14 protein-coding genes are annotated in these 12,561 nt (G+C 45.3%); 13 read left to right on the forward strand and 1 reads right to left on the reverse strand.

All coding sequences use genetic code 11. From position 1 onward, the window contains the following. Nucleotide 1: 1 nt before the first annotated feature. The 13 genes from radC (at nucleotide 2) to N5E84_RS09050 (ending at nucleotide 11,295) form a co-directional block, all read left to right on the forward strand. Nucleotides 2-475: a RadC family protein gene (gene radC, locus N5E84_RS08990; protein ID WP_019282495.1), complete on the forward strand. Its 474-nt coding sequence runs from the start codon at nucleotides 2-4 to the stop codon at nucleotides 473-475. Beyond that, entirely contained in the window at nucleotides 472-909 is a 438-nt protein-coding gene (locus tag N5E84_RS08995; protein ID WP_029388286.1) for a DUF2787 domain-containing protein, read from the forward strand. Before radC ends, N5E84_RS08995 begins: the two co-directional genes overlap by 4 nt. A gap of 49 nt (nucleotides 910-958) precedes the next feature. Then, nucleotides 959-1,381: a DUF2787 family protein gene (locus N5E84_RS09000; protein ID WP_019282493.1), complete on the forward strand. Its 423-nt coding sequence runs from the start codon at nucleotides 959-961 to the stop codon at nucleotides 1,379-1,381. A gap of 765 nt (nucleotides 1,382-2,146) precedes the next feature. Next, entirely contained in the window at nucleotides 2,147-2,914 is a 768-nt protein-coding gene (agaR, locus tag N5E84_RS09005) for a transcriptional repressor AgaR (protein ID WP_019282490.1), read from the forward strand. 425 nt (nucleotides 2,915-3,339) lie between these two features. After that, on the forward strand, nucleotides 3,340-4,116 hold the full coding sequence (agaR, locus tag N5E84_RS09010) for a transcriptional repressor AgaR (protein WP_019282489.1): 777 nt from the start codon (nucleotides 3,340-3,342) through the stop codon (nucleotides 4,114-4,116). Between the two features lie 8 nt (nucleotides 4,117-4,124). Next, nucleotides 4,125-5,432 (forward strand): D-tagatose-bisphosphate aldolase, class II, non-catalytic subunit, encoded by a 1,308-nt coding sequence (locus N5E84_RS09015; RefSeq protein ID WP_019282488.1) that lies wholly within the window; start codon nucleotides 4,125-4,127, stop codon nucleotides 5,430-5,432. Beyond that, on the forward strand, nucleotides 5,432-6,589 hold the full coding sequence (locus tag N5E84_RS09020; RefSeq protein ID WP_019282487.1) for an SIS domain-containing protein: 1,158 nt from the start codon (nucleotides 5,432-5,434) through the stop codon (nucleotides 6,587-6,589). Before N5E84_RS09015 ends, N5E84_RS09020 begins: the two co-directional genes overlap by 1 nt. Nucleotides 6,590-6,611: 22 nt before the next feature. After that, complete coding sequence (agaV, locus tag N5E84_RS09025; RefSeq protein ID WP_019282486.1) at nucleotides 6,612-7,085, forward strand: PTS N-acetylgalactosamine transporter subunit IIB; 474 nt, start codon at nucleotides 6,612-6,614, stop codon at nucleotides 7,083-7,085. A 17-nt stretch (nucleotides 7,086-7,102) separates the two neighbouring features. Then, nucleotides 7,103-7,879, forward strand: coding sequence for a PTS N-acetylgalactosamine transporter subunit IIC (agaW, locus tag N5E84_RS09030; protein ID WP_019282485.1), 777 nt, complete (start codon nucleotides 7,103-7,105; stop codon nucleotides 7,877-7,879). Further along, on the forward strand, nucleotides 7,869-8,753 hold the full coding sequence (gene agaE, locus N5E84_RS09035; RefSeq protein ID WP_019282484.1) for a PTS N-acetylgalactosamine transporter subunit IID: 885 nt from the start codon (nucleotides 7,869-7,871) through the stop codon (nucleotides 8,751-8,753). Before agaW ends, agaE begins: the two co-directional genes overlap by 11 nt. A gap of 58 nt (nucleotides 8,754-8,811) precedes the next feature. Beyond that, nucleotides 8,812-9,252 (forward strand): PTS galactosamine/N-acetylgalactosamine transporter subunit IIA, encoded by a 441-nt coding sequence (gene agaF, locus N5E84_RS09040; protein ID WP_019282483.1) that lies wholly within the window; start codon nucleotides 8,812-8,814, stop codon nucleotides 9,250-9,252. After that, the gene (gene nagA, locus N5E84_RS09045) at nucleotides 9,242-10,450 is read left to right on the forward strand and encodes an N-acetylglucosamine-6-phosphate deacetylase (protein WP_019282482.1); all 1,209 of its coding nucleotides are present in this window, start codon (nucleotides 9,242-9,244) and stop codon (nucleotides 10,448-10,450) included. Before agaF ends, nagA begins: the two co-directional genes overlap by 11 nt. Next, nucleotides 10,441-11,295, forward strand: coding sequence for a tagatose bisphosphate family class II aldolase (locus tag N5E84_RS09050; protein ID WP_088720988.1), 855 nt, complete (start codon nucleotides 10,441-10,443; stop codon nucleotides 11,293-11,295). The genes nagA and N5E84_RS09050 overlap by 10 nt, the downstream gene beginning before the upstream one ends. 193 nt (nucleotides 11,296-11,488) lie before the next feature. On the opposite strand, the gene N5E84_RS09055 is transcribed toward N5E84_RS09050, so the two are convergent. Further along, nucleotides 11,489-12,556, reverse strand: a complete 1,068-nt coding sequence (locus N5E84_RS09055) for a YjhT family mutarotase (RefSeq protein WP_019281737.1) — start codon at nucleotides 12,554-12,556, stop codon at nucleotides 11,489-11,491. Between the last annotated feature and the right edge of the window lie 5 nt (nucleotides 12,557-12,561).

The raw sequence follows: 12,561 nt of genomic DNA on the forward strand, positions 1-12,561 counted from the left end.
AATGAATCCCAAAACGTCCGATTACCAAAAGCAGCAACGCTATCAGGAAAATGAAATCCTGGAGCATGCGGCTGAGATACTGGCAACACGCTACGTGCGTGGTGATGCCCTAACTAACCCTAATGCCACCAAAGAGTATGTGCGCTGTAAACTGGGCAGCTATGAGCGTGAAGTGTTTACTTTATTGTTACTGGATAACCAAAACCGACTGATTGAGTTTAAAGAGCTGTTTCATGGAACGGTGGATGCGGCCAGCGTTTACCCACGTGAAGTGGTGAAAGCGGTGTTAGAAGTGAATGCAGCAGCGGTGATATTTGCCCATAACCATCCATCTGGAGACTCAACACCGTCTCAAGCCGATAGACGCATAACCGAAAGACTCAAGGACTCTTTAGCGCTGGTGGATGTTCGCGTACTTGACCATATCGTGACAGGCGATACCTGCACCTCGTTTGCTGAAAGGGGATGGCTATGATTGAGCAACATTACGGTGAGCTTTCTATTGATGACGCTTTACATGCGTCATTGGAAGCACTGTTGAATAGATACACTCTCCCAGAGAACGCCGAGAGACTCGTGCTGAACTGCCGCCAAATGAGTTACTACCGACATCGACAAGGTTTGCACCCGATAGAGGTACAGTTTAAGCGAGAGTCAACCTCAAGCCCTTGGTTGGTGGTGTTCTTTGCCAGCTTCTCTTATCCCGATGACAACAGCACAACCGTGGAGCCTGAGCTGTACTTTCATCTGGCTAATCGCTGGTGCTATCAACCCGATGCGGGGAGCACCGATTTATCCCATCCAGAGGTACAAGAGCTACTCTCGGTATGGATGAAAGCCTTTGCTCGCCACCTTTCTCGCAATGTCTTTGATGACGTGCAACTGACGATGGTCGGCACGTTCCAATAATTCTCACTCTGTATTTCTTATTTGAATCCTGAAACAAGGAGGGCTCACTATGTCCAAATTAATCTTTACGGCATCCACACTACCTGTGTCAAAGAAACTGCATAAGCTGTTAAGTGAGCAACTCACCGCTCATTTGCTGAGTAATGATGCACTGACCACCAGCCGTTATCTGGTGTTTAACTTTCGCGATAAAACATACAGCGCGGATGAAGGCGGCTTCCATCCGGTTGAGATGGCGATTTGCCAAACCTCGACAGGAGAATGGAGCATTGAGCACATCACCGACTTTGCTTATATGGGGAACTACTACCCAGAACTAGAGCGCAACTTAGACTTTGATTTTCGGGTTGGACAGTTCTTTGTGGCCTATCGTGGCTGGCTACCGATGCAAGGTAGTCGTGATGCCAAAGAGCTGTATCGGCAAATGCACTCAATACAAAATGGATGTGAAAGCGGCGCAACAGGAAGGTAAGGACATATCGACCATCACAGTTCCTGAAGGCTGTGAAGCCATCACAGAAAAGTAATACCACCAGCAACGGTAAAAATGACAATGGGGAGCGTGTTGCTCCCCATTCTTTTTTTGCTTCTGTACATAAGCTTCCCATCTAAAACACTTTTGGACATTTATCAGTCGGAGTTAACCCCACATACAAAATCAGTAGCATAATATTTATTTAAACGTAACGCTGGCTCCCCCATTGTTAGAACGCATAAATATTCAAAAAAGCAAGATTCACATAGTATCCTCGTCATTACTCATACCAACCGTCAGCTATCACTTCAGCTTACTCAAGTACAAGCGTGATTGTCGATGAACAAAGTTATGTCAATCATTATCGCCAAATTCACCTACTGAGGACTAGTTTTCAATCAAACACCACCTTATTTTACAGAAAGGTTAGTGAGCGTAATAAACTGCACTGCATTCCCTTCGCTCACTAGATTCGCTCTTCAATGTTAAGATCGAAAGCAAGATTGAACACCTCGGTGTCGAGATTGACGATGTCTTAAGGATTTCAGAGAATGGCGAGACGTGAGGAACCATTATTCAATACCCTGAATACGAAAACCACTTTGGTTGGGATTGAGTTAAAGATGAATGCATTGAGACAAACGAAGAGTCTAATTACCTATCTTAGAGGGACACTGCGTTACACCATGAATTAAGGCACTTGTTTCGGTCCTCTGCAGAAATTAGTTAGAGTAAAATGTTTACTTGTCGGAGTATTTCCATATGACCACCACAGCCCAAAGACGTGAAGAGATTCTTCACTACATTCAAAATCACCAGAAAGGCGAAGTTAACCATTTTTCTGAACTTTATAATGTTTCAGAGGTTACGATTCGCAATGATCTCAATTATCTTGAAAAACAAGGCTGTGTAAAAAGATGCTATGGGGGTGCACTGCTAAATAATCAGTTTGCTTTTGAGCGTCCATTGAATGATAAGAAGCAGCTCAACAGTAGTATCAAAGCTAAGCTCGGGGAATACGCTGCATCTCTTATTGCTGATGGCGATAAAGTCATTCTTGACTCAGGATCGACGACCGAGCAGATTGCTTACCATCTTGACGCTAAGCATGACCTTGTTGTCATGACCAACGGTATCAATATCGCCTATCACCTTGCCAATAAAACCAATGTCACTGTTATGGTGACTGGTGGCACGATGCGCAAAAATTCCTACTCAGTTCATGGTGTCGGTGGAGAAGACTTAGTCATTGGCTATCGGTTCAATAAGGTGTTCTTGGGAGTTGATGGGTTTGATAAATTGGCAGGAATTACGACACCTCATCAAGGTGAGGCTGATATTAACCGGAAAATGTTAGAGGCTGCTCAAACCGTCATTGCGGTAACAGATTCGTCTAAGTTTGACCATCAAAGCTTTTGTTTGATTGCCCGTCCAGAACAGCTAAACATATTAATTACTGATAGCGGTATCCCTCAAAGCTACGTTGAACACCTTACAGCATTGGGTGTTGATGTTCGAATCGTCGCATAATCTAGTTTCTTATTATCCCCCTCACAAAGCCATTTTAGAGCTTATAAAGTAGCTTTTTGACCCAGCCAAACCTCGGCTGGTTTATCTGTTATTGCGTTATAAAAATTCATTGTTGTTCCAGTTTGTGATCTCAAGCAGGTTCCATTTTGAAACCTAATCAATTGAGGCAAATTCATTGCTTCTTTCAGTTATTAAATAGTGAAAGTCAGCTTTCATGGTACTTGCAAAGTGCAAATTTCGTTAAGGAGTGAAAGTTTAACCTTTCACTCCTTGTCAATCGAAAGGTTTTTTAGGCTTAAAACGAAAGAAAACTGACTGTGATCTAGCTTTCACTTTTCCTCAACCCGTCCTGCTTTAATACCAATCAAAAGGAAATCGAAACATTTCATACAGAAAATGAAATGTAACGAAAGAGGAATTGGTAGATGACCAGTGCAGAACGAAGACAGCAAATCTTGGCATATATATGCAACCATGGTTCAGGAAAAGTGGACGAGTTTGCAGAACAGTACAATGTTTCTGCCGTAACTATTCGCCATGACCTGAACTTGCTCGAGAAAGAAGGTTGTGTATTCCGTTGTTATGGTGGAGCAACTCTCAATCCAAACTTTGCATTTGATCAGCCTCTTTATCGCAAAGATCAACTCAATCGAAGTGCCAAGCAGTCCATCGCGCAAGCCGCAGCCGAACTCATCAATGATGGTGAGGCGGTGATCTTGGACTCAGGTACCACTATCGGTCTCATGCCTCAGTATTTAACTAACAAGCAGCAGCTCGTTGTTATGACCAATGCGCTCAACACCGCTTACCAACTTAGCAAGTTAGAGAATATCGATCTCCATGTGGTTGGTGGCAGCCTTCGCCGCGCGTCATGTTCACTAACGGGAAATCATGGGGAACAGCAAATTCGCTCCTACCTTTTTGACAAACTGTTTCTGGGTGTGGACGGATTTGATCTACAGGCTGGCGTGACTACACCGGACACTCAAGAAGCACAAGTCAACCGAGCTATGTGCGAAGTCGCTCGCCAAGTTATTGCGGTTACGGACTCAAGCAAATTTGGCCGCAAAAGCTTTTGCATGATCCGCGCAGCAAACCAAATCGATGTATTGGTAACCGATATCAATATTCCCCATGCAACGCACCGAGCGCTTATTGAGATGGGTGTTGAAGTGATTATTGCCGATCAAACAATTAACTAGGAATAAAAATGAAAGCGTTACTTTCTCTAATTGAACAGCATAAGCAAGGCCAATCAACGGGTATTTACTCTGTTTGCTCAGCGCACCCGCTAGTTCTTGAAGCTGCGATTAAACAAGCGGCACAAGCTCAACAACTGGTGCTAATAGAAGCAACATCTAATCAGGTAAATCAGTTTGGTGGCTATACAGGAATGACACCGCAAGATTTTTCCAGCCATGTACTCTCTTTAGCTGAACGTCTCAATTTCCCAGCGGATAAAGTGGTGTTGGGTGGTGATCACCTTGGCCCAAACTGTTGGCAAAACCTGTCTGCAAGCCAGGCAATGGAATATTCAGCTCAGATGATTTATGACTACGTTTGTGCTGGTTTTAAGAAAATTCACCTCGACTGCTCTATGCCATGTGCTGATGACCAGTTGCCTCTTACTGAAGAACTCATGGCAGAGCGTGCCGCACAGCTGTGTGTGGTTGCGGAACGGGCTTGGAAAAGCGTTGGCGGTGAAGCACCTGTTTATGTAGTCGGAACGGAAGTACCCACTCCGGGCGGCGCGCTTGAATCGTTGCAGGAAGAGTGCATTGAAGTGACTAAGCCTGAGCAGGCGCTTGCGACATTGGATGCTCATCACCAAGCTTTTAGCGACTTAGGCCTTGGCTATGTATGGCCACGCGTCATTGGTCTTGTGGTGCAACCGGGCGTTGAATTTGACCATCACAACGTGCACCACTACGAGAGTGGAAAAGCCCAATCACTCAGCCGTATGATTGACAACCAGCCGAACCTCGTCTTTGAAGCACATTCCACTGACTACCAAAACCCACAGGCTTACCACCAACTTGTACGTGATCACTTTGCGATTTTAAAAGTTGGCCCAGCTTTAACGTTTGCCCTGCGAGAAGCGTTATATGGACTCGACCGAGCGGAAAAAGAGTGGTTAGGGACGCACCATGCCTCACACCTGCGAGACACCATCGAGCAAGTGATGCGCGAACAACCTAACTACTGGCGTTCACACTACGCCAGCAAAGGCCACCAGCAATTTCTTGATTGTAGCTACAGCTTAAGCGATCGCATTCGCTACTACTGGACTCATCCAGAAGTGAAAGTGGCGCAGCAGGCTTTATTTGACAACCTAACTGCCAGTCCGTTGCCAGTCACGATCCTTAGCCAATATCTGCCAAATCAGGCTAAGGCCATTTCTCAACAACAAATTAGAAACCATCCCGCTGACATTGTAATTCACAAGATCATGGAAGTGACTGAGGTCTATTCCGCAGCCTGTTATTCCAATGTAGTAGTTTGCAAGGAGACGATGTAATGAACCTATTTCTAAGCTACGAACAGCCATGGCTAGAGCAACATAATGGCATTCATACCGCAAAAGAAATTAGCCACCAGCCGCGTCTATGGCGTGCATTAGCTGATATTTTAGAGCAGCAATATGATGCCGTCAGTGCTTTCTTAAATCCACGGCTAGCTCAACCTAATCTGCGAATCATTTTAACAGGTGCGGGTACGTCTGCTTTCGTAGGAGACGCTGCGGTTCCGTTTATTCAGGCTGGATTACGCTTCCAAGTCGAATCGATTCCAACCACGGATATTGTCTCGAATCCAGAACAGTATCTCGATAGCAGCCGACCAACACTATTGGTTTCCTTTGCTCGTTCTGGTAACAGCCCAGAAAGCGTCGCCGCTGTAGCGTTAGTTGACCAGCTTATTCCTGATTGCCACCACCTCTTTTTAACCTGTAATGGCGAAGGCGCATTGGCTCGTTATGCCGAAAGTGCCGATAACGCTTACTGCTTACTGATGCCTGAAGGCTCAAACGATAACAGTTTTGCCATGACGTCAAGCTTCACCTGTATGTTGATGTCGGCATTCACCCTATTTAGCGATCAAACGCCTGCACAATGGCGTGAGCGAATCGAAGCCACAGCCCACTTATGTGACAACAAACTGCAACAGTGGCCGCAAGCCATCAAACAAATAGCTCAGCAGCCTTATGATCGTTTAATTGTACTTGGCAGCGGCGGTTTTGCTGGCCTTGCTCGCGAAGCGTCATTGAAATCACTGGAATTGAGCGCTGGCAAAGTGATGACCACCTTTGATTCTTCGCTGGGTTTCCGCCACGGACCTAAGTTCAGCATCAACGATAACGCGCTGGTGATCCAACTATTTTCTAGCGACGAGTACACCCGTCAGTACGATTTAGACCTGTTCAATGAAATCCGTCGCGACAAACAAACACTAGCTCACATCGCGATGTCAGAAAGCGCACTCAATGAAGAGGATGTCTTTGAACTTGGCCAATTGGGTTTTGGCGATCAATGGCTCTGCTTCCCTTACGTACTGTTCTGTCAAATTTTGGCGTTTGAAAAATCACTCCAGCTGGGTTTTGGCCCTGACAACCCATGTCCGACTGGTGAAGTAAACCGCGTCGTACAAGGCGTCACCATTTACCCATTGAACAACTAACGAATTTTAGAAGGAATTAATCATGCCAAATATCGTATTAAGTCGCATTGATGAGCGTTTAGTTCATGGCCAAGTCGGCGTGCAGTGGGTCGGTTTTGCTGATGCAAATATTGTGGTCGTCGTCAATGACGAAGTGGCTGAAGACACCATTCAACAAAACCTGATGGAAATGGTGCTGGCAGATGGCATTGCCATCCGTTTCTGGAACGTGAAAAAGGCCATCGACACCATCCATAAAGCGTCTGATCGTCAACGAATTCTTCTTGTATGCCGCACACCAAAAGACTTCCGCCAATTGGTCGAAGGTGGCGTACCCATTAGCAATATCAACGTAGGGAACATGCACTACGTAGAAGGGAAAAAACAAATTGCCAAAACGGTTTCAGTCGGAACTGAAGACGTGGCGGAATTTGAAAAACTAAAAGCACTAGGAGTGAAATGCACCATGCAAGGTGTACCCACTGAAAGTGCCACAGACCTCTTTACTCTTATCTAATAATAAGGACACCAACCATGGAAATAGGACTCTTACAGGCGTTGATGCTCGGCATCTTAGCCTTCTTTGCTGGCCTAGATTTATTCAACGGTCTCACTCACTTCCACCGCCCTGTAGTACTTGGGCCGCTTGTCGGTCTAATTTTAGGCGACTTGCAAACCGGTATCTTAGTCGGTGGTACGCTAGAACTGATTTGGATGGGTCTTGCACCGCTTGCAGGCGCTCAGCCACCAAACGTCATCATCGGTACCATCGTCGGTACGGCTTTCGCTATCACCACAAAAGTTGAGCCTAATGTCGCGGTTGGTGTCGCGGTACCTTTTGCGGTCGCTGTGCAAATGGGTATCACTCTACTCTTCTCGGCAATGTCAGCGGTCATGTCTAAGTGTGATGAGTACGCGCAAGATGCAGATACCAATGGTATTGAACGCGTTAACTACATGGCATTAGCTGTACTGGGTACTTTCTACTTTTTATGCGCATTCTTACCAGTCTACCTTGGAGCTGAACACGCAGGAAAGATGGTTGAAATCCTACCGAAAGATCTTATCGACGGCTTAGGTGTCGCGGGTGGCATCATGCCTGCCATCGGTTTTGCTGTTCTGATGAAGATCATGATGAAAAATTCCTACATCCCGTACTTCATTCTTGGTTTTGTTGCAGCCGCATGGCTACAACTACCAATCCTAGCGATTGCTGCTGTTGCAACGGCTATGGCAATCATCGACTTTATGCGCAAAACCGAACCAACACCAGTAACTGCACCCGCTGAGGACTTTGATGATGGAATCTAATGTAAGCAACGAACTCGACCTCCGTAGCCAAAACGCTGATGTGCAACCCGCTCCAGGTGTGGCTCAAGATGAATATGAAAACAAGGAAATTGGCGCAGAGCTAACCAAAGCGGACATTAACCGCATGGCATGGCGCTCACTACTGCTCCAAGCATCTTTCAACTACGAACGTATGCAGGCTTCGGGCTGGCTATATGGCTTACTCCCTGCACTGAAAAAGATTCACACTAATAAAGCGGACCTATCTAAGGCAATGCAAGGTCACATGGGCTTCTTCAATACCCACCCATTCTTGGTGACATTCGTTATGGGTATAGTACTGGCGATGGAACGTTCAAAACAGAACATCAACAGTATCCAAAGTACCAAGATTGCAGTTGGTGCACCCATGGGTGGTATCGGTGATGCGATGTTCTGGCTAACCCTACTCCCTATCTGTGGTGGTATCGGTGCTGACCTTGCATTACAAGGCTCAATCATGGGGGCTGTGTTCTTTATCGTACTGTTTAACGTAGTGCACTTTGGTCTTCGTTTTGGTCTGGCACATTACGCCTACCGTATGGGTGTTGCTGCTATCCCAGTGATCAAAGCCAACACAAAGAAGGTAGGTCACGCTGCTTCAATGGTCGGTATGACTGTCATCGGCGCGTTAGTTGCGACCTATGTTCGCCTGTCAACAACAGCGGAAATCACCGCGGGTGACGCGGTGGTAAAACTGCAAGCAGACGTCATCGACAAACTGATGCCTGCATTCTTACCTCTTGTTTACACCCTGGCAATGTACGCCTTGGTTAAGCGAGGCTGGAGTCCACTCAAACTGATTGGCCTGACTGTCGCTCTGGGTGTTGTTGGTCGCTTTATGGGCTTCCTATAACACTTGTATCCACAGAATAAACGGGGCTGAGTAATCAGCCTCAATAAGGGTAATTGAAATGATTGCAGTAATTTTATCTGGTCACGGTGGCTTCGCTTCAGGCCTAGCAAAAGCAGTGTTCCAAGTCATTGGCGAACAGCCTCAGTTTAAGTTTATCGACTTCCCGGAAGAGGCAACCACACCACAGCTTGAAAAAGCGATTCGAGAGGCGATAGAAGAAATAGATTCTGGCGAAGGTATTGTTTTCCTGACTGATTTGCTGGGAGGTACGCCATTTCGTACCGCATCACTTCTGAGTCAGGAAAGAGACGATATTGAAGTGGTAACGGGAACCAATATGCAGATGGCAGCGGAAATGTTACTTGAACGAGATGAACTCAGTCTGGTCGAGTTTCGCAAGCAAGCTGTTGAATGTGGGTATAGAGGAATCACTTCATTGGCTGCGGAAATAGAACAAAGAGCGCTAATCGCGGATACGGTAGAAGAAGATGGAATCTGAACAACACACTAATGTGAAGCAGAGCTATCGTGCTCAGCGAATATTACATGGTGATAAATGGCTTAACGATGCCTTAATTACCGTTAATGTTGACGGAGTTATTGATGTTATTGAGCAATTCGAACCTCAGCAGCATGTAGATTTTATAGATTTGGGCGCAGTGAGTTTGCTCCCTGGCATGATTGACAGTCATGTCCACGGGGCAAAGGGCTGCGACGTCATGGATGCCAACCATAATAGTCTAAATACTATGTCACGTTACTTTGCAAGTCTTGGCGTTACAGCCTTTGTTGCTACAACCGTGACAGCGCCAGTGGCAAAGATTCGATGTGCGCTAAAACAAGTTGCGAAAAGTAAGCAGCAGGGCGTTGACGGTGCTGAGCTTCTTGGGGCGTATTTAGAAGGGCCATATTTTACAGAGAAAAATCGTGGCGCACACCCTACAGTATGGTTTCGAGATTTATCAGTTGAAGAGCTTGATGACTGGATTTCTTATAGCGATAACCAGTTACTTAAGGTCGCTCTGGCTCCCGAAAAGACGGGGGCTTTGAAGGCTATCCGCTACCTCAATGAACAAGGCGTGCGAGTGATGCTTGGACACACTGATGCCAGTTACGATCAAGTTCAGAAGGCTCTCGATGCAGGGGCATGTGGCATCGTCCATTGCTACAACGGTATGCGTGGTTTGCATCACCGCGATCCGGGCGTGGTTGGTGCCGGACTTCTTAATCCTAACAGTTATGTAGAGATGATCGCCGACGGCCGTCATGTTCACCCTGCGGCCATCGACGTCGCTCACCGTTGCTGTGGCACTCGCATGACATTAATTACCGATGCGATGTGTGCAGCGGGCATGCCAGATGGTGAGTACACCCTCGGCGAATACCAAGTGCAAATGCGAGATGGGGTCGTCACAACAGATTCTGGCAGTCTAGCTGGTAGCACACTGACCTTGCTAACGGCAGTACAAAACATTAAGCGCTGGCTCAACATTCCACTTGAGCAAGCGTGGCTGATGGCGTCTTTGACCCCAGCTGAATCATTAGGCTTACAACATCAATTAGGCACTTTAGAAATGGGTAAACGCGCTTCTATGGTGGCGATTCAATCAGATTTCTCAATTACAAAAACTTGGGTTAACGGACGTCTTGTATTCGAAACTAAACCCGTACCAAGTCAGGAGGCTTTATGTATCTAATATCTTCTCGTGAAATGCTAAAACGTGCTCAACTCGGTGGCTATGCAGTTCCTGCGTTCAATATCCATAACTTAGAAACGGTACAGGTTATCGTCGAGACAGCATCAGAGATGGGCTCTCCCGTGATCCTTGCTGGCACACCTGGCACTTACGATTATGCAGGTACCGATTATCTAATTAGTATCTGTAAAGAAGCTGCGCATAAACACTCAATCCCACTCGTTTTGCACCTTGATCACCATGAAGATCTGCAGGATATCCGCACTAAGGTGGATCACGGCATTCGCTCTGTGATGATCGATGGCTCTCATCATGCCTTCGACCAAAACATAGAAATCGTACGTTCCGTAGTTCAATACTGCAACCGCTTTGACGCGAGTGTTGAAGCTGAGCTGGGTCGTTTGGGGGGGCAAGAAGATGACCTGATCGTCGATAGTGCCAATGCGCTAATGACAGATCCTGCATCGGCAGCAGAGTTTGTGCGTCGTACTGGGATTGACTCATTAGCAGTGGCAATTGGGACAGCCCACGGCCTGTACAAAGCAGAACCAAAACTTGATTTTGACCGTCTGGACAAGATCCGTTCAGTGGTTGATATTCCGCTTGTTTTACATGGTGCTTCAGGCGTGCCTGATGAGATGGTTCGCCGCTGTATTGACTTAGGTGTGTGCAAAGTCAACGTTGCAACTGAACTGAAAATCGCCTTCTCAAATGCTGTTAAGCAGCATTTTGCTGAGCATCCGGATGCGAATGATCCACGGAAATATATCACTCCAGGTAAAGCAGCGATGAAACAAGTCGTGATGGATAAGATTCATATGTGTGGCAGTGAAGGGAAACTTTAACTTTTATGTAATTTGGTAAACTCCCCCTATAACGTGTTTACCTGGGTGCTAGGATTTCTAGCACCCTTTTATTCTTTGGCGTCAGCTAGAGTCCAAGAAAGCATAAATATTATCCCCTTCGTAATAAACTTCAATTGAAACATTTGATATATTCATTAATCTTGCTAATAGCGAGGCGCATAATTATGGAAAATCAATTCATTGATAATGATAAGCATGTTGTTATTGCATCACCATTAGAATTCTCTCCCCCTAAAACATACATAGCTTTTCCATTTGAAGCAGAAACGCCATACGCAATACCTGCATCTAATTGGTCTTTATTCTCCCAGGCTTTACCATCAAAAACCCAAACATTCGAACTAAAGTGTTTAATGAGGCCATTATGGGCATATATATTTCCTTTTATAAAAGCGTCTTGACTACCAAGAAAATATGCTCCGCCAATAACAATTATATTATTGTCAATTTCACCGAGAAAATGCCCAGCTAGACCCTCATGACTTTTACTTATATCAACAATAGATGCACAACTCTCAGAATATTCCAGTTTTCCTTCTTTAAAAAAGTAGCGCTTAGTCTCCAGACTTCTAAGACCAGGCTTCAGTTCCCCTTCAATCAAAGTTACAACATTGTTTTTATGAATTATTCCAGAACCACAATTAGGCTTAAATGGGTTTTCACCAAGAACAGACCAGTGTTCATTACATGGTGTGAATGACCAAATCTTTCTATTCCAATTATAGTTATCTATTGGTTGAGACATAAATCTAGTAATAAGCTCTTTATGTTTGTTAGGCTCTTTTGTTACATCAATTATTGAGATATCAGAAAGGAAATTATTAAAAGTATCCTTATCATACCCTCCGAAAAAAATGACTTCAGTCGGTGATATACTACAACAAGATGCACCAAGAAAGCTGGTAGGAAGTGTTCTCTCTAACCGAGTCCATTGATTGATTTGACTATCAAATACATAACCATCCATTAAAACAGTTGGAAAGCTGTTATTACCCTCTATCCCTGCACCTGAAAAAACATAAAGCTTGTTACCACAGACTGTATAGGTGGCATCATTTCGAGCAATTCCTGGAAAGTCAGCAGCCGACTTCCAACCACTATTCATATCTTTTAGGTCTAAAACAAAAAAAGCATTTCCAGAACTACCAAGCCCTGCATATAATTTGTGACCTATAATTCCACCTACTCCGTGTTTAATTCCTACTGGAAGCTCAGGGAGTAATTTAAATAAGATCGCCATAATAC

Origin of the sequence: Vibrio sp. J502 (assembly GCF_025397955.1) — a bacterium.
Taxonomy (GTDB): domain Bacteria; phylum Pseudomonadota; class Gammaproteobacteria; order Enterobacterales; family Vibrionaceae; genus Vibrio; species Vibrio anguillarum.

Bases quoted from the DNA above. Each gene is read 5' to 3' on its own strand.
- radC (WP_019282495.1), top strand. From the start codon at position 2: ATGAATCCCAAAACGTCCGATTACCAAAAGCAGCAACGCTATCAGGAA.
- N5E84_RS08995 (WP_029388286.1), top strand. From the start codon at position 472: ATGATTGAGCAACATTACGGTGAGCTTTCTATTGATGACGCTTTACAT.
- N5E84_RS09000 (WP_019282493.1), top strand. From the start codon at position 959: ATGTCCAAATTAATCTTTACGGCATCCACACTACCTGTGTCAAAGAAA.
- agaR (WP_019282490.1), top strand. From the start codon at position 2,147: ATGACCACCACAGCCCAAAGACGTGAAGAGATTCTTCACTACATTCAA.
- agaR (WP_019282489.1), top strand. From the start codon at position 3,340: ATGACCAGTGCAGAACGAAGACAGCAAATCTTGGCATATATATGCAAC.
- N5E84_RS09015 (WP_019282488.1), top strand. From the start codon at position 4,125: ATGAAAGCGTTACTTTCTCTAATTGAACAGCATAAGCAAGGCCAATCA.
- N5E84_RS09020 (WP_019282487.1), top strand. From the start codon at position 5,432: ATGAACCTATTTCTAAGCTACGAACAGCCATGGCTAGAGCAACATAAT.
- agaV (WP_019282486.1), top strand. From the start codon at position 6,612: ATGCCAAATATCGTATTAAGTCGCATTGATGAGCGTTTAGTTCATGGC.
- agaW (WP_019282485.1), top strand. From the start codon at position 7,103: ATGGAAATAGGACTCTTACAGGCGTTGATGCTCGGCATCTTAGCCTTC.
- agaE (WP_019282484.1), top strand. From the start codon at position 7,869: ATGGAATCTAATGTAAGCAACGAACTCGACCTCCGTAGCCAAAACGCT.
- agaF (WP_019282483.1), top strand. From the start codon at position 8,812: ATGATTGCAGTAATTTTATCTGGTCACGGTGGCTTCGCTTCAGGCCTA.
- nagA (WP_019282482.1), top strand. From the start codon at position 9,242: ATGGAATCTGAACAACACACTAATGTGAAGCAGAGCTATCGTGCTCAG.
- N5E84_RS09050 (WP_088720988.1), top strand. From the start codon at position 10,441: ATGTATCTAATATCTTCTCGTGAAATGCTAAAACGTGCTCAACTCGGT.
- N5E84_RS09055 (WP_019281737.1), bottom strand. From the start codon at position 12,556: ATGGCGATCTTATTTAAATTACTCCCTGAGCTTCCAGTAGGAATTAAA.